The organism is Halorubrum amylolyticum, assembly GCF_004114995.1.
GTDB classification, from domain to species: Archaea; Halobacteriota; Halobacteria; order Halobacteriales; family Haloferacaceae; genus Halorubrum; species Halorubrum amylolyticum.
Genome location: NZ_SDJP01000041.1, coordinates 1 through 21,828, shown reverse-complemented (window position 1 = coordinate 21,828; position 21,828 = coordinate 1). Strand labels below are relative to the sequence as shown.

Annotated in this window: 26 protein-coding genes and 4 pseudogenes; 21 read left to right on the top strand and 9 right to left on the bottom strand. The window is 50.0% G+C overall.

The features are described from left to right. Positions 1-514: pseudogene (locus tag ESO89_RS16985) on the bottom strand (ISNCY family transposase); the annotation flags it as partial. Between the two features lie 297 nt (positions 515-811). Between ESO89_RS16985 and ESO89_RS16980 the strand changes: the two are divergent. The 4 genes and pseudogenes from ESO89_RS16980 to ESO89_RS16965 all read left to right on the top strand — a co-directional run bounded on the left by ESO89_RS16980 (position 812) and on the right by ESO89_RS16965 (position 2,538). After that, positions 812-1,348 (top strand): hypothetical protein, encoded by a 537-nt coding sequence (locus tag ESO89_RS16980; protein ID WP_128906616.1) that lies wholly within the window; start codon positions 812-814, stop codon positions 1,346-1,348. A 129-nt stretch (positions 1,349-1,477) separates the two neighbouring features. Continuing rightward, a pseudogene (locus ESO89_RS19440) lies at positions 1,478-1,594 on the top strand (hypothetical protein); the annotation flags it as partial. Positions 1,595-1,619: 25 nt separating this feature from the next. After that, entirely contained in the window at positions 1,620-1,988 is a 369-nt protein-coding gene (locus ESO89_RS16970; RefSeq protein WP_128906615.1) for a hypothetical protein, read from the top strand. Between the two features lie 226 nt (positions 1,989-2,214). Then, positions 2,215-2,538: a hypothetical protein gene (locus tag ESO89_RS16965; protein ID WP_241686281.1), complete on the top strand. Its 324-nt coding sequence runs from the start codon at positions 2,215-2,217 to the stop codon at positions 2,536-2,538. Positions 2,539-2,558: 20 nt separating this feature from the next. Here ESO89_RS16965 and ESO89_RS16960 read toward each other — a convergent pair whose 3' ends face one another. Next, a complete protein-coding gene (locus ESO89_RS16960) occupies positions 2,559-3,014 on the bottom strand; it encodes a hypothetical protein (RefSeq protein ID WP_128906613.1) in 456 nt (151 codons plus the stop codon). Between the two features lie 266 nt (positions 3,015-3,280). Between ESO89_RS16960 and ESO89_RS16955 the strand changes: the two genes are divergently transcribed. From ESO89_RS16955 to ESO89_RS18700, 3 genes are all read left to right on the top strand, one after another. Next, entirely contained in the window at positions 3,281-4,390 is a 1,110-nt protein-coding gene (locus ESO89_RS16955) for an ArsR/SmtB family transcription factor (protein WP_128906612.1), read from the top strand. Between the two features lie 188 nt (positions 4,391-4,578). Then, positions 4,579-5,067: a hypothetical protein gene (locus ESO89_RS16950; RefSeq protein WP_128906611.1), complete on the top strand. Its 489-nt coding sequence runs from the start codon at positions 4,579-4,581 to the stop codon at positions 5,065-5,067. A gap of 296 nt (positions 5,068-5,363) precedes the next feature. Continuing rightward, entirely contained in the window at positions 5,364-5,504 is a 141-nt protein-coding gene (locus ESO89_RS18700) for a hypothetical protein (RefSeq protein WP_164932829.1), read from the top strand. Between the two features lie 166 nt (positions 5,505-5,670). Here ESO89_RS18700 and ESO89_RS16945 read toward each other — a convergent pair whose 3' ends face one another. Next, complete coding sequence (locus ESO89_RS16945; RefSeq protein ID WP_128906610.1) at positions 5,671-6,108, bottom strand: hypothetical protein; 438 nt, start codon at positions 6,106-6,108, stop codon at positions 5,671-5,673. A gap of 140 nt (positions 6,109-6,248) precedes the next feature. Here ESO89_RS16945 and ESO89_RS16940 point away from each other — a divergent pair, with 140 nt between their 5' ends. The 5 genes from ESO89_RS16940 (at position 6,249) to ESO89_RS16920 (ending at position 8,593) form a co-directional block, all read left to right on the top strand. Beyond that, positions 6,249-6,656: a hypothetical protein gene (locus ESO89_RS16940; RefSeq protein WP_128906609.1), complete on the top strand. Its 408-nt coding sequence runs from the start codon at positions 6,249-6,251 to the stop codon at positions 6,654-6,656. A 176-nt stretch (positions 6,657-6,832) separates the two neighbouring features. After that, the gene (locus ESO89_RS16935; protein ID WP_128906608.1) at positions 6,833-7,174 is read left to right on the top strand and encodes a hypothetical protein; all 342 of its coding nucleotides are present in this window, start codon (positions 6,833-6,835) and stop codon (positions 7,172-7,174) included. Positions 7,175-7,183: 9 nt separating this feature from the next. After that, positions 7,184-7,594, top strand: coding sequence for a hypothetical protein (locus ESO89_RS16930; RefSeq protein WP_128906607.1), 411 nt, complete (start codon positions 7,184-7,186; stop codon positions 7,592-7,594). A 106-nt stretch (positions 7,595-7,700) separates the two neighbouring features. Beyond that, positions 7,701-7,904 (top strand): hypothetical protein, encoded by a 204-nt coding sequence (locus ESO89_RS16925; RefSeq protein ID WP_128906606.1) that lies wholly within the window; start codon positions 7,701-7,703, stop codon positions 7,902-7,904. Between the two features lie 131 nt (positions 7,905-8,035). Continuing rightward, positions 8,036-8,593, top strand: coding sequence for a hypothetical protein (locus ESO89_RS16920; RefSeq protein ID WP_128906605.1), 558 nt, complete (start codon positions 8,036-8,038; stop codon positions 8,591-8,593). Positions 8,594-8,682: 89 nt separating this feature from the next. On the opposite strand, the gene ESO89_RS16915 is transcribed toward ESO89_RS16920, so the two are convergent. Beyond that, positions 8,683-9,621 carry a hypothetical protein gene (locus tag ESO89_RS16915; protein WP_128906604.1) on the bottom strand — a complete coding sequence of 313 codons (939 nt, stop codon included), beginning with the start codon at positions 9,619-9,621 and terminating at the stop codon, positions 8,683-8,685. A gap of 526 nt (positions 9,622-10,147) precedes the next feature. Between ESO89_RS16915 and ESO89_RS16910 the strand changes: the two genes are divergently transcribed. Next, a complete protein-coding gene (locus tag ESO89_RS16910; RefSeq protein WP_128906603.1) occupies positions 10,148-10,522 on the top strand; it encodes a hypothetical protein in 375 nt (124 codons plus the stop codon). Positions 10,523-10,604: 82 nt separating this feature from the next. Here the strand turns inward: ESO89_RS16910 and ESO89_RS16905 are convergent, their stop codons facing one another. Then, positions 10,605-10,934, bottom strand: a complete 330-nt coding sequence (locus tag ESO89_RS16905) for a hypothetical protein (RefSeq protein ID WP_128906602.1) — start codon at positions 10,932-10,934, stop codon at positions 10,605-10,607. Between the two features lie 264 nt (positions 10,935-11,198). Between ESO89_RS16905 and ESO89_RS16900 the strand changes: the two genes are divergently transcribed. The 7 genes and pseudogenes from ESO89_RS16900 to ESO89_RS16865 all read left to right on the top strand — a co-directional run bounded on the left by ESO89_RS16900 (position 11,199) and on the right by ESO89_RS16865 (position 16,993). Then, a complete protein-coding gene (locus tag ESO89_RS16900; RefSeq protein ID WP_128906601.1) occupies positions 11,199-11,708 on the top strand; it encodes a hypothetical protein in 510 nt (169 codons plus the stop codon). A 113-nt stretch (positions 11,709-11,821) separates the two neighbouring features. Then, the gene (locus tag ESO89_RS16895; protein ID WP_128906600.1) at positions 11,822-12,340 is read left to right on the top strand and encodes a hypothetical protein; all 519 of its coding nucleotides are present in this window, start codon (positions 11,822-11,824) and stop codon (positions 12,338-12,340) included. Positions 12,341-13,760: 1,420 nt separating this feature from the next. Further along, positions 13,761-13,868: pseudogene (locus ESO89_RS16885) on the top strand (IS5/IS1182 family transposase); the annotation flags it as partial. A 51-nt stretch (positions 13,869-13,919) separates the two neighbouring features. Then, positions 13,920-14,405 (top strand): hypothetical protein, encoded by a 486-nt coding sequence (locus ESO89_RS16880; RefSeq protein ID WP_241686280.1) that lies wholly within the window; start codon positions 13,920-13,922, stop codon positions 14,403-14,405. A gap of 816 nt (positions 14,406-15,221) precedes the next feature. Continuing rightward, positions 15,222-15,551, top strand: a complete 330-nt coding sequence (locus tag ESO89_RS16875; protein ID WP_128906598.1) for a DUF5783 family protein — start codon at positions 15,222-15,224, stop codon at positions 15,549-15,551. 102 nt (positions 15,552-15,653) lie between these two features. Then, positions 15,654-16,031, top strand: a complete 378-nt coding sequence (locus ESO89_RS16870; RefSeq protein WP_128906597.1) for a NifU family protein — start codon at positions 15,654-15,656, stop codon at positions 16,029-16,031. A 521-nt stretch (positions 16,032-16,552) separates the two neighbouring features. After that, positions 16,553-16,993 carry a hypothetical protein gene (locus tag ESO89_RS16865; protein WP_128906596.1) on the top strand — a complete coding sequence of 147 codons (441 nt, stop codon included), beginning with the start codon at positions 16,553-16,555 and terminating at the stop codon, positions 16,991-16,993. 85 nt (positions 16,994-17,078) lie between these two features. On the opposite strand, the gene ESO89_RS18695 is transcribed toward ESO89_RS16865, so the two are convergent. The 3 genes and pseudogenes from ESO89_RS18695 to ESO89_RS16850 form a co-directional block, all read right to left on the bottom strand. Next, the gene (locus ESO89_RS18695; RefSeq protein ID WP_164932828.1) at positions 17,079-17,285 is read right to left on the bottom strand and encodes a hypothetical protein; all 207 of its coding nucleotides are present in this window, start codon (positions 17,283-17,285) and stop codon (positions 17,079-17,081) included. A gap of 664 nt (positions 17,286-17,949) precedes the next feature. Next, positions 17,950-19,173, bottom strand: a complete 1,224-nt coding sequence (locus ESO89_RS16855; protein WP_128906595.1) for a hypothetical protein — start codon at positions 19,171-19,173, stop codon at positions 17,950-17,952. Between the two features lie 188 nt (positions 19,174-19,361). Then, positions 19,362-19,974: pseudogene (locus ESO89_RS16850) on the bottom strand (IS6 family transposase). A 95-nt stretch (positions 19,975-20,069) separates the two neighbouring features. Between ESO89_RS16850 and ESO89_RS16845 the strand changes: the two are divergent. Beyond that, a complete protein-coding gene (locus ESO89_RS16845; RefSeq protein ID WP_128906594.1) occupies positions 20,070-20,765 on the top strand; it encodes a hypothetical protein in 696 nt (231 codons plus the stop codon). A 294-nt stretch (positions 20,766-21,059) separates the two neighbouring features. On the opposite strand, the gene ESO89_RS16840 is transcribed toward ESO89_RS16845, so the two are convergent. Beyond that, complete coding sequence (locus ESO89_RS16840; protein WP_128906593.1) at positions 21,060-21,521, bottom strand: hypothetical protein; 462 nt, start codon at positions 21,519-21,521, stop codon at positions 21,060-21,062. Positions 21,522-21,828: the final 307 nt, after the last annotated feature.

Below are 21,828 nucleotides of genomic sequence, written 5' to 3'. Positions count from 1 at the left end.
CGTGTTTTCGAGCGAGTGTCAGGGTCTTCTGGGCCTTCTCCTTCTTGTACTCGTTCGCACTTTGTGACTCCTCCTCAGTGTCTGGGACTGATGGAACGAGGCCTTCCGTGAGGACATCGTTGTCGAGAGCAACTTCCCGGATACCAGCAACCGTCCGATTCAGGCTTTTTTGAGTGTCCTCGCTGAACTGCGCGTGCGCGTACGAAAGCTCTTGTTGAGTGGGCGTATCTGAGAGATCGGTAATATCGAGATGGAAGCTCTTGACTAAGCTCGGCTCCCGGCCAAGTCGTTGCGCTAATTCGTTCTGGGAGATACCGCGAATCCCCTTAAACAAGAGCGTACGGAACATCTCGTCAGTTCCAAAGTCAACGCGATTCTGATCGCGGGCATCCTCGAGATTGGCGACGGGAATTGAGAGTTTCCGGATGACATCCCAGAGATGGTCTTCACGCTCACAGAGCGTCTCCGCGTGAACAATGATTGACTCAGCGACAGCCGACGGGTCACTCGTCATTGAGCCACCTCCTAGACGAACTGCTCTGTTTTTGGGCTGTATTCGACCAGATACTGAAGTAATACTGTGTAGACGTGTCTGTTGAGTGAGGAAAAATATCAGTATAGAATAGAGTGAAAATAGATCCGGTCATTGGCGTCAGTTATCTGCTCTTGACTTGCATTGGGAGACATATGAAGGGATATGCGTACTATACTTGGAGAATTGGTTGTAGCCATAATTCGGTATAAGTCAAGAATCAGTTTGAATCAAATACCACTTGGGTTTATAGTGATAGGGCGAGAACAGGGAGGTACGATGGGCTTAGACGAACTCGAGTCGTTTCTTCGGAAGAAGGGAGCGGCGGAACTCATCACGGAGATCGGGACGGGAACAGCGACGTTCAACGCACTCGTCGACGCGGTTTCGGTAAGTGGATCGACAGTGTCCTCACGGCTCTCGGAAGGTGTTGAGCGCGACGTGTTCACGGTGAGTCACAGGCCGACCGAGCATGGGACAGAGAAGCGGTATGAGCTCACGATCCTCGGGCGTCGCGTGTATGATTGGGCAGTACAGACGGAATTCGAGCGGAAGGCCCGAGAGCTCCGGCGGATTCGGCAGGAACGTGAGACGGCGTTCGAACAGCTGGTTGGGAAAATCAATCGGGATATGGAGATTCGCAAAATGGTAGTCGACGTAGATCCAATGGTGGATGAGGACGTAGAGCTGCCTGAGGGTACGTCTGTCGTGCAGAAAGAGCCGTCAGAGGAAGCACTCCGTGAAGCTCATTTCGAACGGATGGAAGAATCCCTCGAGCCCATTACAGACGACCAATCCGAAGAGAATAGTGAGTGAAGACAAACTCCTGAACGCTAAGTACAGACGGCCTTCCTATTGTTCGATAAAGGACGAGACTTCGCCGACAACCCCCGTTCGCTGATTCCGATGGGCGAGCGCGACAGCGTCTGACTCCTTGACTTCAACTATGCGTACAATCTCTTCTGCGCGTACTCCGACGCCGACGAATGCTCGGTCGTCTCCTTCGAGAACACCTTGACGGGCACATCGAAGCGGACGAACGCTATGCGGAGTAACACCTAACTCCCCGCCCGAAAGACCTCCGCGTATGAACCGCGAACGCACCATTCGCGCCCTCCCACGCGTTCTCGCCGCCCTCGCCCTGCTCGTCCCGTTCGCCGCTGTTCTCCCCAGCATCGAACCTCCACCCGCGACTGCCATCCTTCTCAGCCCCCTCGTTCTCGTCGCCGCCGTCCTCGCGCGCGCCGGTGTCACCCGCGACCCCGTTGACATCATCCTCGCCACCGTCACCGCGCCCTGTATCCTCGCCGTCGCCTACGCCCTCTACGAACACCTCGCCCTCACCCCCGGCGTCGTCTGGGGCCCGCTCTTCGTCGCCCTCGCCACAGCTCTCCTCGCCCTCGCCGTCCTTTCTGACGCCGCCATCGAACGACTCACTGGCACACAGACGGCTTAACCGCAGGCAACACGGTTTCTTTATTCAGAATGATGGGAGGAACGGCTGGTCGATACGCAACCGAATGTAGCACGACTCCAAGTCCTATCTGACATCCGTAATATATTTCAAAAGGTTTGGCTCTGTTGAAATCCCCTTCTTCAGAGATATTCTTGTCTGAAACAGCTGGTCGCTGAAGAGTGCGAAAAGAACAAACTGTTTCTCCTTGGAATGTAACTCTCTCAACGTGATCGATCAGGAGTTACGGAGGAACCTCTGTAGGGTAGGAATCATCGTTGTTGCTTTCTTCGGAGCAGTTTTTCTTTTCGTCTACCTCAATTCGTATTTCCTCAGCTCCCTGTTCTCGTTAGTCGCCGTCGCTGGTGTGTTCCTGCTCTTGAATCTTCAGAAGGCGTACTCAGTCATTATGATCGTCGTTGGAGTTCTCGCACTTGCGTTCGCCGTTCTCGGCTATCTGAATCTCGGTCTCGTAAATATGCCCGTTCTGTATGCCCTCCTCGCAGTACTGGGAATCGTTCGTGGCGGTCAGGCGTATCGAGCAACGGAATAACTGTATTGACTGTCGTCGGATCAGAATGTCTCTCCCGTGAAGGGTTTCAATAGAGTCAGTGCGGTTCGAGCAACGAGCAGCAAACCGAGTACGCTGCCGACCACGAGCGCAACCAGCGGGGCAAGCACCACACCGCCCGCGTCAGCGATGGTGAGGACGTACACGCTCCCGACCACCCACCAGAGCGTGTAGCCGGCGAGCCCGCCGAAGACGAGTGACGTTCCAATCCGTCGGAGGCTCGTATCGTCACCTTGCGCCCGGTTATCGGAGCCGACATACGCCGAGGCAAGTCGCACGCCGTGTCGTACTACGCGAGCAAGTACTGACACTGCGAGGAGCCCCGGAACGAGAAGTGTTCCAGGGATAAACACGGTGTCGATGAGCGTCGCGACGATCCCACCGTCGAACACGAATCCGGGCTCAATCACCCAAACGGCGGCAAGTATCACGGTCAGCACGGCGAGTATCGGCTCCACCGTCCGTCGGCGAGCTGATGGCGAGAACAACGTCCGTGTCATCTATCCATCTCACGGAAACCGTGATAGCGACTACAGAATCTTGATTGGAGAGCATTCTCAAGAGAGCCCAGAACCTCTACCCTTTGAGTTTGACGTTTCTGTGGTAGATTCCTAGTAGTTGCCATAGAGTGTAGTCTTCATAGCTTTACAATAGGTTTGACCACTACTCAAACGGTTATTTGAGCGCCCGGGGGTTTCTTTCCATATTACCTACAAAGTCTAGTATGGATCTCGCCGGTCGGATCGTGCGTCGGTTCCGGAGTGGCCCTGACGAGCCGGTGATCGCTGGTCTCGAAGACGAAGATGCTGACCAACTGTTTGATGCACTGGGTTCTGAAATGTCACGGGCCGTGTTAGCAGCATGTTACGAGGACGGACAAACCCGATCGGAGCTGGCAGACGAGCTAGAAACGAGCATCCAAAACATCAGCTATCACGTTGACAAACTCGAATCTGCGGGGTTACTTGAGCCAGCCGAAACACGCTATGGAGCGAACGGTAGTGAGGTTCTCGTCTACGAGCCATCGAAACAGGCAGTTATTATCGCGGCGGGAGAGACCAATTTCGTTGATCGGCTCTCTGAGGCGGTAGATAAACTGTTCGCACCCGTCGCACTTGCAGGGCTTCTGTCACTAATCGTTGGTATACTCGTACGCGGTCCTGCACCAGTTGGAATGATGGGTGGTGGTGGAACAGTAACTGGGCCCACGGGAACGCAAGCAGGACTCGTAACTGCAATTGCAACGTTTATTTTGTCGATATTCGTCATACTTGTAGCAGCTCAGAGGGGTGTATTCGATAGTGGCAGCGCCGTCAGCCGGACGGGTTTGATGCGAAAGTTTCTCGGACGGAGTGTAACCGGAACCCGACGAGACGCTATTTTGATCACCGCTATCGTGTTCGGGACGTTTCTGACGCTTGATCTGATCGCAACCGGTACTGCACACCAACTGACGGTAGTCGCGTGGCTTGCGATTCAACTGATGATTCCTGGAGGGGTCGTGCTGGCTGCTGTATTAGCATACTCGAACGATGGCTTATTCGTGAGTTGGGGGGCTGCGAGCGCGCCCGTCGTTGGTATATGGGCCTACATCGTCGGCGGCGATCTCGCAAGAGGTGGTTTTGAGCCGATTTTGATCGCACTCGGACCGGTTATTGTTATGCTGGTTACTGCACCAGTCGGATCGATCGCCTTTCTCATCGGTCAAACAACCGCTAAACGTTTTCAAGAGGCGGATCACGAGTCGCTCTCAAGCCAAGCCATCGGGCTCCTGGTAGCACACCCGATCATGGCCGGTGCGATTACAGTCGTCTATTTCGCACTAGTTCGGTGACTGATTAAGAATAGAGATTTCGCTGAAACGCTATCTATCTGATATTCTTTCAACTGGAACATCCGGTAGGTAGGCATCCCTCAGCGACCAGCCGTTTCAGACAAGAATACGTCGGAAGAACAGGAGTTCAACAGAGCCACGACAATCGATACCGGTCAATTTATTCAGAATCTCACAGACGTCCTATTATGCCCTACACTCCATTCCATCTTGGACCCGTCCTCCTTCTTGGTGTCCTGCTCTATCAGTGGGTAGATCTCCCGACCCTCTTAGTGAGCAGTATCATCATCGACATTCGTGCTGCCCTCGTGGTGTTCGGGCCGCTTGAACCACCAATCTACGGAGTCCTAACCACATTTGCTGGCGGAACAGTTATCGCAATTATAGTCACTGCTGTCGTCTCCTCGCTTTCCAATTCGATCGACCGATGGCTTGATCGTGGGCGTTTGACTGATCGTATTTCTCGTGGTGGAATATTTGCTGGGAGTATTCTCGGTGTCTATTCGCACGTGGTTCTTGACTCGATACTGTATACAGACGCCCGCCCGTTCTATCCGGTCCCCTGGAACCCGTTCTTCGTCGATGGCGTAAAATTCATTCCTGTCTACGTCGGTTGCACTCTCAGTGGCATTCTCGGAATCATCGCCTTTGCTATGAAATACCGCAGCAAATCCTAGCTCAAGAACCCGTAACTAGAATACTACTCGATATACCTAACGGCAGTTCTACTACGAACCTTATCTTCAGGGTGTCATAGAACAGTTGGCACATCCATCTTCTGACCTCCTGAACCGCTCAATGCAGGTAGCTGACCTACCGAGAATACGTTAAATTACTCACTACCTGTCAAAATAGCCGTGCGGGACATAGAATCTAAGTCTGGCAGTTCTCGTAATTGGCTTATTCAACCTGTTTTTGCTTAGAATTTATTCTTCTTTCATGGTATTTCTTAAATAGATACAGCAGAATTCCGATGGAGGATATAAACAATCCTATAGGAATAATCCAAATACTAGTTAGTAGGGACAAAAGAAGAGATAAAAATATAAGCAAGATACCAACCGCAACAATATCTTTTGGCTCCATAATTTATGTTGAATGCCCAACTCCATAAATCGTAGCTTCACTATCCGCGCTGTAGATCTCGCACGGATATCGTAACGTTCCTCGAACTGGCAGAAATATCCGTGGTTAATACGTACTCTTCAGCGCTAGCAGCTTCAGACGAGAATGTGTCTGGAGAATCGGGTTTCAACAGAACAATAAACGGAGGTGCGTGGTTACGTTGGAATTTCTGAGTCGATGAATCTCTGACCTGCGTATCCAAGGATGAAGCCAAGAACACCAAGCGGAACACCAAACGCTAGCCCCCATCCGATGCCGAGTATGAGTGTTTCACCAACTCCCGGGTTGCCGATTTGACCCTCTCCAATAATGTGGATGAAGAGCGCAGTCACGGGGGCGATACATAGCAAGAGACTCGCTACGAGGCTTCGGTTCTGATACGCCTGCCACGCAGACAACAGAACCAGTATTCCTGCGGCCCCGTAGACAATCACTCGCCCCGGAATGAGCGCATAAACCGTCTGGTAGTAGTCGAATAGATAGAAGGTGAAGATGACGATGAAGAGGCTAGCAGCTAGTACTCCCCACCGTTTAGTCAAATCGAGATCATCACCGACGAGGAACGCTCCGATTCGGTTCTGAGTCTCTACCATATCGTACCATTCGCTTACATTTCTCATCAAGCTTTCGCCGAGATTACGTCTCTCTTCTTTCATCTTGTGAGCAATACAGGAGACTCAAGAGTCGCTCAGTACAAATAACATATTTACTACGGCCGAATGTAGTCGGATATGTGAAACGCCGCCACGCCCTCCTCGCCGCGACCACCGTGTTGTCCGGGTTCTCCGGCTGTATCACCCCGTTCACGTCCAGCGGATCCCTCAGGGAGGTGAGCGTCGAACTTCGGAATGCGGACGACGGAGCGCGGACGTTCCACCTCGCGCTCGAAACCGAAGCCGGCATGCTGGAGTGGGACTCACACCGTGTCGACGCGGGCGTCGACGAGCTAGTGACGATGGCTCCGGACGAAGATGTCTCCCCGGTCGCGTTACACGGAGTCGTCGAGGATTTCGCAGGGAGCGTCGATATGTTAGGTGTTGATGACCTCGACGAGAACTACTGTCTCCAATTCCATTTCTGGTACTCGCATCCAAGCGACGAACGACCGCAGTTGGCGCAGGTCGCCGACATCGAATGCTAACCGTGAACCCATTCTGCCGATAGATTCACAAGCGCGATCTTACGGTTGATTCAGCCGCACAATCTCCCATAGATCGGTCAGTACAGAAGAATTAGCATTCACCCAGTTCGATAATAGAGTGGTCAGAATGATATGTAAAACAAATGTATAAGTGGCGCTATTATGAACTCATTTGTGTGGAACTTCAAAAAATAGCCCTTTGGTGTGCGGCCGTCACAGTGGTTTTATTCCTGATAGCTACGGGGGGTTCATTTATAGGGAGGATTGTATTAATTCCCACTGTCGGTGCTGGTTGGTTTGTGTTTAAGCCTGTCCCAGAAGATAAGAGAATAGCGGTGGTGACAATCGCTATTGTTGGGGCGCTCATTGCAGGTTATATCGCCCCGCTTGGAATTGAGGAGTTAGGTCGATACTTAGAGCTACGTGATCAGTTAGTGATTGGGTTGATTGTACTTGCCCTAACTGTTTCTCTAGGTACATCATTAGAGGCAATTAGGCGAATTACATCCGTAGAATAACGTAGAACTATGAGCTGGAATATTCCCGATTTTCTTGAAAAGAAAGGTGAAGACCGTCCAACCGTAGATCTTCTACTCCTTGCGATCGGATTAGCGGTGTTCAGTGGCCTTTCGTTTTGGGTAGCGTTCCTCACTCAACTGGCGGGACCGGCCGTTGAAAATGGAATCAACCCTCAAAGAATTGCTGGTTTACAATGGAGTGCCGTAGGAATCGTCCTTGGTGTCTTGGCAGTCTTCGTGTATCAACGGCGGCCTATCGGCTGGTACGGAACGTTTGCAGCGGCGATGGTTGGGGTGATTCAGGCTGTAAGAGTAGGTGTTGCATCTGGCGCGTTTTGGATTCCAATTATGTACCTGATCATTCCATTGGTTGTAGCTACTCTCTTACTGTTCCGCCGTGACAGATTTCTTGATCAGTAGATACGCAGCTCTCATCGACCGGCTGTTTCAGGCGAGAATATATCTGAAGAATGGGATTTCAACAGAGCCCACAATCATTAATGCGATGCTCTTTCATAAATAACGCATGGCTGAACAGAGTACAGTAGATTTCATTGAAGAGTGGCAAACAGGTGCGTTCTTAATCGTTCTCTCCGTTGTTGTCGGCGCTTTATCGGTGATTGGACTTAATTCCGTTCTGCCTTCAGCTCCTGTTGCGATACTAGCTGTGTTCCTTGTTGGGACCATAGTAGCTTTCGTCGGCTCGTCGTTCATCATATACGGTCGATAAGCGCTCTTCAGCGACCCGCTGTTTCAGATGAAAATGTGTCTGAAGAATAGGATTTCAATAGAGCCACCTATTGAGTAGTCAAATTTAGAATCACCGAAATACATATGTGGATAACGAGACGACAGTATTCTATGCAGTCCCCAAACTCAAATCTCCTCCGGGCCGTGTATAGCCAATACGGTCCCACAACGGACCGCAACGACATCGTTGCAGGATATGCAGCAGTAATCGGAGCGATCTCGGTGTCGGCACTATACATCACGTCAGTCTGGCTCGTTGAGTCAGGAGTTTTCGACCTCAACTGGTCACCGTACTTTGCGGCCCTTGAGTTCAACTGGGTCGTCTACTCTGCAACGCTTGGGCTGGCCTTTGCCGTGCCGGCGGCGTTTTTCGTGGGAGCGGTCGGCTGGCGGATTTTCCCGACCCAAACCACGTTTAGCGGTGCTTTGAAGGGTACCATTGGCGCTGTAGCTACGTACCTCGTTGCTTTTGTACCAATCGCGGCGGTTGTCTTCGTGCTCGAAATTGCGAGTTCAGAGCCAGCAGGGGTCGGTATTGTATTAGCGAATGCGCTTGAGCTGTCCGGCATCTTTGTCGCCGTCGGATTCATACTCACGTGGTGGCTCGCAATTCCTGTGGGCTGTCTCGTGGGAGTAGTATACACAGCCCGCCGTCAGACTGCGACTTGAACCGCGTACCATCGTAACCGACTCTGTGGCTCTGTTCAAACCCTTAGAAAGTGATAGATTCTGCCTCGGTTGTGGTCAGTACAGTTGATTCAAGAATCCTCAACAGCAACGCCGAACCCAAGAGTCGTGAGGATAATTCCGATGGGGACATAGAGAATGATGTCCGTAAGAATCAACCCAAGTTCAGCCGCAAGACGGTGTATTCCGGGTACTGAGACGAACGTCCCGAACAGGGTGATACCCACCAAACACAGTGCGCCGATACCAACAATCTGATCGTAGGCCCGCACCTTCTCGGGTCGTCCCGAGACGGCGACAACAAGACCGAGGAGCCCAATCCCAAGATGTAAGATGTCCAATGCGAAGCTCTCTCCGACCCACGGTGTGGTTGAGAGCGCACCTAGCGGAAGAAACCGTCCGGCTGAGAGGAGTACCAATATCGCTCCAACGAGACCGGTACCGACTACGTGAGGTATGACGGTCCTTCCGACAGGAGTTTGGGACGATTGACGATCACGACCTCTAGTTCCTGTTTGTAATTGATGAGCAGTGAGAACCCAACCGGTGCCATATGGGATTCCGACGAAAACTGCCCAAGCTACAGAGGGTACTTCGGATCTCAAAGACGGGAAGAACACCATTCCGAGAAGGGAAAGTACACCGAGTCCGAGAGCCACCGCCGCCGGGCGCGAGATGAGGCCAGCATTTCGGAGACCGAGCGCAAGCAATCCTGACCCGAGCGCGAGAGAGACTGACCCCGCGACGAACGGGACGGCGAGGATGAACAGGAGCGCAAACAGCGGTGGCAGCACCGCGTAGGCGAGAACAACGAGTCCCAAGAGCGATATACCGACAGCGGTCAGCAGAACGCCTGCCCTTCCTGAACTCCCGTAGGTGTCTCCGTATGAGCGGTAGATTTCGATCAGTCCGAATCCGAGCAACACTGGCACCACGACAGCAAGGCCGATATACTCCTGTGCAGCCTCGTTGAGGCCCAGAACAAGAGGGATTAACACTCCACCGAGCATCGCTAAAGTGAGACGACGGTGCCCGGATAGCGCGAACATATTGTTTGATCGAAGTGGAGTTCGGATTAAATGCCTTGTGTGACTTCAAATGAATAATGTCCGGCCGAAAAACAGTTTGGTCTTTACGCAGACGTGTTGCGAAGATAGGGAATAATGCACAGGTTCGACCCCGACTACTCACCAAACTGAGTGCTCTTGCGTCCCCCTGCTCACCAGTGAATAGCCCACTAGTCTGTCGAATTTTCATTCTTCAGACAGATTCTCGTGCGAAACAGACATTCGATGAAAACTGCCCCAAGACATATTATGATGCTCAGGGAGAAATTTGCGTATGAAACGTCGGACTGTCCTCGCTGGCGCTTCCCTCTTCGCCACGTCAACTGGGGCCGGGTGTCTCAGTAACTCCCCTAATAATACACCATCCGACGTTGATGCTGACCTATTGCATATCGTCGGCGATGCTTATCGCCCCGCACGATACGACCCACGAGAATTGGATGCACCCCGATACCGATCAGTAACCGACATGGAGACTGCTCTGGAGGTACTCCAGACTGAAGCATGGAGCAAAGACGATAGAAACCCACCGGAGAACGTCACCACCCGACACGGAGAAATCGACGGGATCGAGGATTTTATCGAGAACACGGACTTCAGCGATGATTATATCGTCATCGTAGCTGATGGATACTATTCCAGTCAGCATTGGTTCGAGGTTGCCAGTATCGACCGAGACGACGATGCTCTCATGATCAATATAACCGTTGAGTCAGAAGATCAAACCGTTGACGACGCACACGCCCATACAGGTCTAATTCGGATTCAAGATGAGACAGCCGCAGCTCCAGAAACCCTTTCAGTTTCAGTTGACGGAGTTTCCGCCGAGCAGTTCGGTGACTGAGTGACCTGTAATGAGCGGTTGTAGATGAGATGACATCAACTGAAGAGGATTTAAACAGAGCCGACACCTCCATCAATTCCATTCAAGACACCTGTGCTTCGGAGGGATACACGACAAGACCATATGTCAGCGAGAAAACGACCTGCCCGAGCGGGATTGCTCCCAATATTAAAACGCCGACTGCGACGGCCCACTTTTTCCCATCAGAGAGTGACATCTGTGAGTTCGTCAAACTGCGCATCACGAGGTACGGATACGCAAGCGTGACCACGACGAAATATCCCAACGAGGCGCGGAAGATCTCCTTTTGAAAGTACTGCGGGTCCTGTGCGATCGGTGTGAGCGCTAACAGTAGCGCCGAGAGAAGAATCGTTGTAATCGGGAGAAATAGCCACAGATCATACCGATTCATCTAATAAGAAAATGTGTGCCAGAACAATAAAAATACGGCAGACCACCAGAATAGTATTCAAATTTGGGGCTCTGTTGAAACCTCTAATAGGTGAAATATTCTGATCCCATTTCGGTCAGTACAGCACGTACGCTGGGCAATTGCTCCGCGGTAGTATTGGCGAAATATATGGGCGTTTCCACGTCAAAGAAGAGTGCTATAAATCCAAACCATTTTGATTGGGTAATACATTTTCCTATTTAACCAGCTGTTATAATCTCGCTTATGGATCAATTCCAAATTCTTCCGGGCAATTGTGTGGTACATGATGACTATATTGAGATCGAAAGTGACAAAATTACTAGAGCTAAGCGTCTCCTGAAAAATAGCTATACACTACAAATAATTCTGTCAACAACAGCTCTCTATCTGATATTGTCTATTGTTTTTAACACTAGTATATTTATCAGAGAAGTCGCGGTAAATGGCTTAGTTAGCGGTGTACTTTTGGCAGTTTTATTATTATCAGGGAAATATATCTATAATAGGTATTTTGGAGTCTCTGACGAAACTAAAATTGAGCTTGGAACAATCCAACAGATCATCTTATCCAAACCAAATAAGATCGGTCACCCACACATGATCATACAGTATCAGGAGAATGACCCTGAAAAACTCCGAGTAGTTCAATTGATGCCGACGTGGTCTAAGAGTGAAACAGATACTCTATCAGATGTTGAAGATATTTTAGTCCAAAATGGGTTGAATGTGAAATATCGTGAGGATCTTGAGTAACTTTTTTGACTTCAGCCGCGCAACCCCGGAAGTATCGACTGTAGATCGTTCAGTACAGGGAAAGTGCCAAGCAAAGGCACAAGAGTCTACTTCCGCCACCACCGAACGATAATGTGAACCGACGGTCAGTTCTCGCATTGATTGGAATGACAGCTACTACGGGGAGCACAGGGCGTCTTCAATTAAATACTCTCACCCGGAAACACAAACTCTGGTATATCGAACTTAGAAATGCATTAAATTCAGTAGCAGTAGATCTTCGTGTCTACCGTAATCAAAGTATCGTACATGAAGACAGGTATGAATTGGATGGTGTCGAGAGTTATGAAAACCCCAATAATGTCGCCCGGTACGTTGCTGATGTGCCGTATGTCCGGTTCCGGAAGCCGACTTGGGATACTGATTTAGCCCAATTCGCTTTAGAATATAAATTAGCACACCAAACGGAGTGGAACCGAGAATCATTTGACGATATTGAAACACAAAATATTGGGGCCACAATCAGTGTTGGAAGTCGAAACCATGACGCGGAGATACGTGTCCATGAGCATGAATCCGAGGCTGACGCACAGGAGATCATTGAGTATGTTGAGAATGAACGAGAAAATCATTCCAATGGTACATCAACCTAAGAACTCACGAATCCTCAGTACGCAGGTCTCATCGACCAGCTGTTTCAGGTGAAAATCTGTCGGAAGAATAGGACTTCAACACCTATGAAAGCCTGCTAGCGCAACAAACCACGTCTGTAATACTATATTTTTCGCCAAGATCGACCCGACCGTGTCCATAGAGAGAAACCGCAAGCAGTCACGGTGACAGCTCAGGAATCGGCCGGCAGGCGGTCAAAACGTGAATGATTTAGCTGTAGCTCACGACCGCTGTGACCGGCCGATGAGGGCCGCCGGCTCGGCGGCCCTCAGTAGCTCACCTCTTGTGGATTAGGTTCCTCCGTGCGGTCGAGCATCTGGAAGATCGATACGAGCTGCTGCGCTGATGGGTGGTGTGTGCGTAAATGGAGCAACACCTATTCGGGCTCGCCGCCCGGATGCCGCCAGCATCCGGGCGGCCTCCCATGATGGTGCTTCCTTGGCACGTAGGCCAATCAGAGCCACGCGTTCGAAGACGCTGTTGAATCATCGGCCTTTGACCACCCCAGTACCTCTTTACGCACGCTGGGGACTTAGCAGGCTTTCATCCCATCAGAGCCGTCTACGGTTAATCGGTGCACACACGACTATCGTCATTTTCGTCGAGAAACACCAATTCCGCCCGCGCTTGGGTCGGCGGACTTGCTAAGGCTCGACTCCACACATTAAAAATAGCTCTGTTAACGTCCGGATCTCCGAGTTCGTTCGGCACCGATTTGACAGGAAACCGGAAAACGAATGCCTCTCCATCGATTTGTCGTCGCGGACACCATCCCTTCACATGGCCCTCTGATGTGAACGCCAGTGTCGATGCACAGACAGCGAGCAACTCCTCATCGGGATTAAATCCTATGAATGATTCCGGGTATCCATTGCTAGGGAGCGCAGTCGTATTTAGTGCTTCCTCTGCCTCGTTTGGGGTCGCAAATACATCTGCTTGGAACTGTGCTCCGTCAGATCTATTCCCGTCAGAGAAAATGGGTTCCTCTGTTGTCACTCCAACGAGGCGCTGAGAGGATGAAAAACGGTCGAGACATCCCGCAGCAGCGAGAGAGACTCCCGCTGTAGCGGTCGCAAGGAATCCACGTCGGGAGGGCATATGTATGCTAATATGATTTTACATAAGTACTTTCTGGGGAGACTGAATCCTATATAGCACTCAACCAACTCCGATCAAACAGGCTCCGTTGAAATTCTTTCTTCAGACAGATTTCCGTCCTAAACAGCTGATCGCTAAAGAGACTGTATTGACCGCAACCGGAACAGAACATATCACTTGCTGAGGATTTCAACAGAGCCATTCTGTAGGGTTTCAACAGAGCCACAGCCCTCTCGTCTCTCACGCTTTACAGATCGCCACCTAACACTGGCGGAACGCGCTGTCTCTGCGGATTCTACACTAGCACTCAAGCAGCGGTACGGTGATACTCTCCGGGCACGAACATGTTTCGGACAGTTTCAAGAACTTATTCTGAAAGCGACTGTGAGAAATCTTGAATTGGCTCTCTAACGTCGGTCAGGCTACACAAGATATTTGCCATCTTAGAGGAATCTTTTTGATATGGCTACCTCCACACGAACGCCCGAAACCCGGACAGTATCAGGTATACTCATAGGACTAGTCGGTCTCGGAATTGGCCTCTTAGTCGCAAATATACCGAGTTCCCCGCTTCGGAGCGTGAATCTTGAGCTATTCACTATCTTTGCGCTCCCGCTAGTTATCTCACTGGTCGCGTATATTCGATTCGCTGAAACAGTTGTCTGGTGGGAGGTTGCCCTATTAGGCGTCTGGGGAGTGCTGAGTATCGCCCTTACAACCTTTGTCGGATTTCTGGCGACGATGGGAACGCCCGGCGGCTATCCGGGGGCCGGAGCTGAGCTCATCCGAAATATCGCTCTGTTCCTCGCGGGAACGCTTGGACTCAGCGTCCCCTATGGTCTCGCTGGGAAGTTCCGTCAGGAACACCCTCGACGAACGGTCGTGAGCGCCCTACTCGGTTCCGTTCTCCTATTCATCCTCTTTAACGTTGTCGCAGTTGCGGTATAATCACACCTACTGAGCGGCTGTTTCAGTCCAACTCAGCTGTGGAGAACCCGCCTCGATGTGGAGAGTACCTTTGGTAAGTACAGAGTATCATCTCAACGGTACCTATTTTATCAGACACTACATTAATCCCTCTGTGACAGTTGCTTCCGGTTCCCGAGATGGAGGACGTTCCGTCGGAAGAACGCTCGGAGTAGGCTTATTAGGGATTGTCGGACTGATTTTCGGAAACCTGCTACGGGGACTTGCGTATCTTCACGCAGCCGCTGGGATTCCCACAGCGATTCTCCCTGCCGCAGGTGGCACCGTGCTTTTCGGGGCTGCAATCGCGCTCCTACTACTGCCGCTGCTTCGGAGAGCGGAACTCATCCAAACTCGAATCGAAATACCAGCGTTCGTCGTGGCACTTGTATTTGCGACCGTAGCTACCACCGCATTCATACTGCTTGGCTCGGCCTCCTGACAGCCACTGACTCATGAAGGGGGTGTTCATTGCGCAAATATAGTGATCGGCTGGTTCTCCTTCTTCAACGCTGTAAATAAGCCACGTAAAAATCATCCTCTGAGGTTGTGCTGTCTTTCCTAGAGTGCTGATTAGCTCAATATCGGCGATAAGTGTTGTTTAGTTGGTGGTTTGTAGAAATCCAAACGCAGAACCTGTGCTCGCCCGCCGGAGTCCAATTTGATATCGCGGTATACAGTTTAAACCACGATTCGGCCGCAATCTCCGATCGACGGCTACGACCGCCTCGCCCGTCGGTTCCGGTCCCGTGAGCGACGATCGACCGGCTTTTTCCCCGCCGCGCCGTCGGATCGGGTATGGCCGACGAGTTCGACCCCGAGAAGTTCGAGGACAAGTACGCCCACTACTTCAACGAGCTCCAGCGGGCGTACAAGAACGCGTTCAACCAGATGAACGACCGGTACGACTCGGAGCTGATCCACGGGATCGACCAGACGGTGCTCAACGAGTCCGAGCCGTTCTACGAGGACGGCGAATTCCGCGTCGAACTCCCCGAGAACCCCCGCGACCGTATCCAGGGGGCCGTCCCGGTCGACGACGAGACGTTCGAGGAGACGTTAGAGGAGTACGTCGACCGGATCGAGACGGAGCTGTACCGGACGCTGGGCGTCGACCGTCCGGAGTGAGCCGGTCGCGTTTCGCCCGCTCGCCCCTCCGACACGTCCGTTTTCCCGGCACGCGTCCCGTCGAACCAAAGGCATAAGCCGCCCGGACGCCAATTCGCGGGCATGAGCACGGATACGACTGACGCGGACAACGACCTCCGCGAGCGGATCACGAACTTCCTGCGGCGCAACTTCCCGCAGATTCAGATGCACGGCGGGAACGCCGCCATCAGCCACCTCGACCGTGAGAACGGCGAGGTCACGATCCAGCTCGGCGGCGCCTGCTCCGGCTGCGGTATCTCTCCGATGACGATCCAAGCGATCAAGTCCCGGATGGTCAAAGAGATCTCCGAGATCGAGACGGTTCACGCCGACACGGGCGCCGGTGCGGGCGCCGACGGCGACCTCGGCGGTACCAGCAGCGACGGCATGTCCCCCTCCTTCCCGGGCGAGACGACCGACGACGACGGCGGCGACGAAGGCCCGCAGGCCCCGTTCTGAGCGGTTCTCCCGATCACGCGGCTCCGTTCTCTCCGTTTTTCGCGTTCCGATAGCTGTTCGCCCGTTATTCCGGGATGGAGCGCGCCTCTCGCCGATTCCCTGTCGGCATAGCTAAGCCTCTTCGGGACGGATTAAATTAGATACCGCTATATCAATTCTCTCTCGTGGAGTTGCGCACAAGTTTGGAAGGTACAAACCTACAAATCAATAATTGATTGACATTTATGTGCCGATAAACCGGGGGAAAGCCGAACCTGTCCGCCAAACTCTCTAAATTAATACATATACATCGCTACCCGGGTCCCAACTTCCTACGCCAGCAACGCTCAAACGTAAGTACGGTGTAGTAGTACGATCCTGTCGATGGTGGAATCAGCTCCGGAACTCACCATTGCGTGTCTCATTCACAACCTCGACCGTTCCTCTGAACGGGCAATACAAGGAATCACAGCTCACTCAGTACAGAGGAACGACGTATCGGCTGCCACAAGACATATTTTACTACATAGGATGGTTCAAATATGAATCGAAGATCGCTAACTGCAGTACTGGCTGGTAGCATGAGTATCGCTGGGTGTCTTGATCGCTCCTCTGAAGCAGATAATGGATCCACCGAGAGAGAAGAGTTTGAAGGTATTCCTGATTCCTGCTCAGAAAGTAATGGTATGTTTCAGATGAATATTGTTAATAATACAAATACGGATCGGGATGTGAGTTTTTCCTTATTCCACAATGATACTGAATTTTTATTTCAACGGGTAAGTTTAGGCCCCGAGAACGGTGGCAGTGATAATGGAGAAACAATACGTGGGATTAGTTGTTTTGGAGAACAATATCGACTTGAGATCGATGTAGAAGGATATCAAACAGATGAACATACGTTTTTCGCGGAAGAAGGTGGCTTCTTTACAATCGCTATAAATTCTGACGAGTTATTCATTATCTACACTCTCGGCGATTAGATTTTCTACACTCCCGTTAAATCACGATCGGCCAGTACAGGAATTCACGAATCGCTCAGTACGCACCTTTCAGCGACCAGATGTTTCAAATGATAATATTCTTGAATAAAAGCATTTTAACAGAGCCACAGGACTCATCTGCGTCGGTCTGTGATGAGGCTGCCCGAAGACCTGCTACCAGCCTATCTGCGTCCTCAGAAATGTACTCCGGGGCTGTTCCATCCGGATCAATGACCCGGCGATGTACTCCGACGACCGGGACGCCCGCAAGGGCCGTGCTGAGTACATTCATGCGGCCGTATACGGTCGTAGCGTCAAATTCCTATTCCCGGAGCGATGGTGGTGTGGTGGAGCTACTGGAGCATCTGGAAGCTGAGATCGATGACGCTGCGGTGGTGATCTGTTTGACCTATCTGCGGAGGAACGCTCCGTCGTGGAGGACTACCTCGACGTGTTCTGAGTCGAGTAGGGGGTTCAGGGGTTCTGTCGTATTCTTGACTACCTCCGATTTGCTCAATACAGAAGTAGGAGATGTTAAACGGAGAAACGTTCTTAAAACAGTATCGCTGTTGCGGGTGCATCCAGTTTACCCGGATACATGACTTCAATAGCTTCGGCAAAGGAACAGGGATTCTCTATTGGGAAGATCCCTTTTACCGAAATTCTCCTCACTTTCGATGTTCCTACGAGTACCCGCACAGCAAGCGCATGTGGAGAACCTGATTATGATCTAGGGCGCGAAAATCCCGTTGTTGGATTAATTAATGATAGCTTGGCCACTACATTTGAAGAGACGGATTGGATGGTATCCGATGGAATGAACCATCAACCATCTCCCAATGAATTATTCGGGAGAAATATAAGTAATATTCTTGTGGAATTTCAATAGAGACACGAGAGAAATGAATATCCAATTAGAATATGGTTTCTCAAGATATAATCAGAAAATATGTGTCCTATACTAGTAGGCCCATTCTCTCCTCAACTCTTTCAATTCCATTCCCTCTTCCTGTTCCCCAGTTGTGAATGCCGATTATCCAGTAGTCACTACCTTCTGTTTCATAATACACACCACCAGAGTCTCCGTCATCACTATCGCAAGTCGAATCGAATTTATGTTCTGTCTCATTTTGAATTTCATCAATAAACCCTTCGGTTCGTCCTGTCTTGCTCCCTTGTTTTACAAACTCTGTATAAGTTCCATATGTTTTGAGCCAGTCAAGTCCCCGTGTTCCTTGGAGAGTCATTCCAATATTATCGCCATTTCCATCTGCGATCGATGGATACTGATCCGTGGATACCTCAAACCACCCCGCATCAAAATCATCGATATCTGTCCAATCTGAGTCTGGTCCGTCCACTGTAGTTCCACCATATGGTTGCTCCACTTCATTCCAATCATCTATTACGTGACCGGAAGTTGCCATTACGCGCTCCTCACGACTTTGATTATACATGGAAAAACACGTCGTACCAACAAATTCAGAATCTTCTTCACTAATTTCACATCCACCAACTAATGGACGGTATTCTGAATTAAACTCATCCTCCTGTTTTTGTTCAATCCTATTAACTTCTATTGGGATATTATCAAAGACTTCTTCATATTTACCATCTGCAAATTTTCCCCTTATCTTATTAGGTGCTGAGTCTTTTACCTGCTCAAATGGAATATCTGGTTTCCATCTTTTTTGTTCACCACCACCATCGGTTGTGATGATAGTTGTATAATTAACGCTTACTGATAAGTCGACACTGTTTTTTGTTGAGGAGTTATATTTCACGCCCACCTTAATTGGGTTTTGTTCGTTTAGAGGTAATCTATGTTCTTGTTCAGATTTGTAGTTTATATCCGATTTATTCAGGTTACCTGCGTTTAACGAGTTAAGTAATTTAGTTTCAGTTCGCTCTGCAGCGTCATATGCAGCCTCTATTTTTGCCCATCGATCGTAGTCTATTGTTTTATGCACTGGCTCTATTTGCGGGCGTGAATTGAATCCATTAGGATAATTATGCTTATGTCCAACAAGTATAGGGACTTTATCTGTTGGATCATTGGTGATTTCCGCAAGGGCATCTTGTGAGAGCGTCGATATAGCGCCCACTGAAAGGCCCATCTTGGACAATGTTTTCATAAATCTACGCCGACCCATGAGATCAAATTTTTTCTCTGAACTCATAATCAATCTATTTTACCATGATAATAAAAAACTTCTGGCTGAGAAACACTTATAGCATCATATAAATATATCATAAACACAATACTATATTAAAAATATAATGATGGCTAATTTCACCTAATTATTTATAATAATACCTCTAATAACATTCCAATAGGTTATTTACTTCCCTATTTGTCCTGGTCGCGTTAAGTTTGGCGTGAATTGTGGTAGACGGCGACAGCTTCGATCCAGTCTTGAGCTGTCTCGAGCGCGACATTGCTGAAACTATTCGCAAACGATGGTGTTCGTCGTTCTATTTCCCAAAAGACACGTTCGATAGCATTCCGATTTCCATGTTGAATGATTTGAAATCAATACCCGTCTTCAGCAAGAACTGGCCCAAGATAGTCTGCGTCATCGACAAGAAACATCACATCATCGAGTTGGTAGCGTCGGTGTAGCTCGGTCAAAAACTCCGCGTCTTCTGTTTATTTGCGATGGGATAGAGACTCACGTGAAGGATTTCGTTCGTATACGGATCAACCGCGCCGTACAGCCAGAATTTCTGACCGTGAAGGAGGATCATCTTTTCGTCAACCGCAAGCTGATCCTCGGAGACAGTCGAGAGCGGCTGTAGATCGGCTTTATGAACTTCGATCGATCCCATATTGTTCAAGAAATATACTTACCTCACGAAGTGACATACCAGTCAAGGACAGCGAATTCCCTCTTCAATCGCCCAGCGTGGCGTTCGATCTCGCCCCACAAACGACAAGTCGATCACGCGATACTTTCACTGAGGCGTTCGATTTCGGCTATAAGCACTCTGAAGTCGAACGCCTCATCCTCTAACTATACGCGACCTTTGTACTCGCAGAAAATATTTAATGCCCGAGACTAGTTATTTTTATAGAATGACTGTTCCCTACAGTCGACGTACTACCCTCCGCTTAGTTGGGTCCTCAGTTGCACTAGTTGTAGCTGGTTGTACTACGGACAAAAACTCTGGAATGTCGGATGAAACTTCCAATGAGACTAACAATCAGTCACAAGAATCAATAAATTTGAGTGATTTCACATTTGAGGCAAATGTAAAAGAAGAGTCAACGGAAGAACATCCCGCGAAAATTCAAGCTGCTTTGACGAACAACACAGGAGAAAAAATGACTCTTTTTACAGGTGTGACACCGCCGTTAACGTCATATCTGAGTGGGAGCGAGTCGGACGAAAATAGACTTCTGCTAGATCCAGATTATTCAGGAGATGAGTATCCGCTCGATTGGGAGAACAACTCAGACTCAATTCCAACAACCATCGAAAACGGCTGTTGGACCGTGACAACTGATGTTTCTATCGAACAGCTTGGGAAGTACACAGAACTAGATCAGAACGAATCCATCAGCCAACAGTACGCTGTATACGGATATCAAAGTGAAACGTGCCCGGCTTCAAGAGCGTATATGTTTGAAGACACCATAACCCTCCAAAGAGGCCAGCCCCCTGATGGTGCTATGGAGCATGAAGTAACAATTGGATTTACGATAAATGTTGGCGAAGATGGATCTCTTTCCGTGGAATCCCATGAACCCTCGATTACAACTGAAAAATGAATCAGCCGTTGTCCTCAGCTGTTAGATAAAGACACAATTTCGGGGGATAGCGTCGTTCCCGTGAATGTTTCACTGTCCTTGTAATTCCACGATCTCGGAGGATGTGTTTGATGCGTGCCCTATACTCAAATATCCATACAGCAAATGAATAATATCAGACATTCAGTGTCCAGTCATGATTCCGAGACGCATGTATGTGAAAAACGCGTACTCGGCCAAGCACTGAGTTCTCAAAAATCTGTCTCATCGAGGCTGCGACAGTAGGTTCGGTGCCTCATGCTCAAGGGTCTGGCGTCAACTTTCGGACACTCTAATTGCATATTCGTAGTCTTGTGAGTTCCGATCGCCGATCGTTTCCATAACGGTGAAACCGTATTCGTAGCTGCCAGTTTCGGCATCCGGAGCAACGTGAACTGGCACGCTGAGCGTCACACGGGTACAATCATCCCAAACATAAAATGGCGGACAGGAGTCGGCTTGAGAATCTATCGATGGTGTGAAATCGATGTCTCCAAATCTCACGGGCGCATTAGTGGAGCCACATTTGTATAACCTTGAATCGAACGAGAATGCTGTGATGCCGTCTACCTGGATCTCGAAAGCTTCCGAGTCGCCCGGTGTGAGTTCCAATTCCTCCACTTGGACGCTCGGTGGCCAGTTGTCCCCACCCGTACAAGACGGACCGCTGTCGAGGCATCCGCCCAAAGCTACGGATGCCGTGAGTACGGTTCCGGCGAGGAATTGACGTCTTATCATTGGTTCAGAATGACTTGACTGAGAATAAGTGTTTTCGGGTGAAATAGAAGGTCGCGTTAAGTTAGTATCAATATGGCTGCAGTCATGCGATTTTACTGAAGTGTTCTAGAATTTGTAGCTGATCGTGTTCTGACGATCAACGGGAAGGAGAACTGAGAAGGCAGATCCTGTTTCTCCCGGAGTTACTACCTGTCTCGAGTATATAAATTGGGTACGTGTTTACCCCGGAGTCTCGACAGCCGGCACAGCGTGAGCCCGTGAGATCAGTTCATTGTTACTGACGGCTCGACGAAGCTCTTCGTATGGA

Coding starts and splice junctions, on each gene's coding strand:
- ESO89_RS16980 (WP_128906616.1), top strand. CDS start 812: ATGGGCTTAGACGAACTCGAGTCGTTTCTTCGGAAGAAGGGAGCGGCG.
- ESO89_RS16970 (WP_128906615.1), top strand. CDS start 1,620: ATGAACCGCGAACGCACCATTCGCGCCCTCCCACGCGTTCTCGCCGCC.
- ESO89_RS16955 (WP_128906612.1), top strand. CDS start 3,281: ATGGATCTCGCCGGTCGGATCGTGCGTCGGTTCCGGAGTGGCCCTGAC.
- ESO89_RS16950 (WP_128906611.1), top strand. CDS start 4,579: ATGCCCTACACTCCATTCCATCTTGGACCCGTCCTCCTTCTTGGTGTC.
- ESO89_RS18700 (WP_164932829.1), top strand. CDS start 5,364: ATGGAGGATATAAACAATCCTATAGGAATAATCCAAATACTAGTTAGT.
- ESO89_RS16945 (WP_128906610.1), bottom strand. CDS start 6,108: ATGGTAGAGACTCAGAACCGAATCGGAGCGTTCCTCGTCGGTGATGAT.
- ESO89_RS16930 (WP_128906607.1), top strand. CDS start 7,184: ATGAGCTGGAATATTCCCGATTTTCTTGAAAAGAAAGGTGAAGACCGT.
- ESO89_RS16925 (WP_128906606.1), top strand. CDS start 7,701: ATGGCTGAACAGAGTACAGTAGATTTCATTGAAGAGTGGCAAACAGGT.
- ESO89_RS16920 (WP_128906605.1), top strand. CDS start 8,036: ATGCAGTCCCCAAACTCAAATCTCCTCCGGGCCGTGTATAGCCAATAC.
- ESO89_RS16915 (WP_128906604.1), bottom strand. CDS start 9,621: ATGCTCGGTGGAGTGTTAATCCCTCTTGTTCTGGGCCTCAACGAGGCT.
- ESO89_RS16910 (WP_128906603.1), top strand. CDS start 10,148: ATGGAGACTGCTCTGGAGGTACTCCAGACTGAAGCATGGAGCAAAGAC.
- ESO89_RS16905 (WP_128906602.1), bottom strand. CDS start 10,934: ATGAATCGGTATGATCTGTGGCTATTTCTCCCGATTACAACGATTCTT.
- ESO89_RS16900 (WP_128906601.1), top strand. CDS start 11,199: ATGGATCAATTCCAAATTCTTCCGGGCAATTGTGTGGTACATGATGAC.
- ESO89_RS16880 (WP_241686280.1), top strand. CDS start 13,920: ATGGCTACCTCCACACGAACGCCCGAAACCCGGACAGTATCAGGTATA.
- ESO89_RS16875 (WP_128906598.1), top strand. CDS start 15,222: ATGGCCGACGAGTTCGACCCCGAGAAGTTCGAGGACAAGTACGCCCAC.
- ESO89_RS16870 (WP_128906597.1), top strand. CDS start 15,654: ATGAGCACGGATACGACTGACGCGGACAACGACCTCCGCGAGCGGATC.
- ESO89_RS16865 (WP_128906596.1), top strand. CDS start 16,553: ATGAATCGAAGATCGCTAACTGCAGTACTGGCTGGTAGCATGAGTATC.
- ESO89_RS18695 (WP_164932828.1), bottom strand. CDS start 17,285: ATGAATGTACTCAGCACGGCCCTTGCGGGCGTCCCGGTCGTCGGAGTA.
- ESO89_RS16855 (WP_128906595.1), bottom strand. CDS start 19,173: ATGAGTTCAGAGAAAAAATTTGATCTCATGGGTCGGCGTAGATTTATG.
- ESO89_RS16845 (WP_128906594.1), top strand. CDS start 20,070: ATGACTGTTCCCTACAGTCGACGTACTACCCTCCGCTTAGTTGGGTCC.
- ESO89_RS16840 (WP_128906593.1), bottom strand. CDS start 21,521: ATGATAAGACGTCAATTCCTCGCCGGAACCGTACTCACGGCATCCGTA.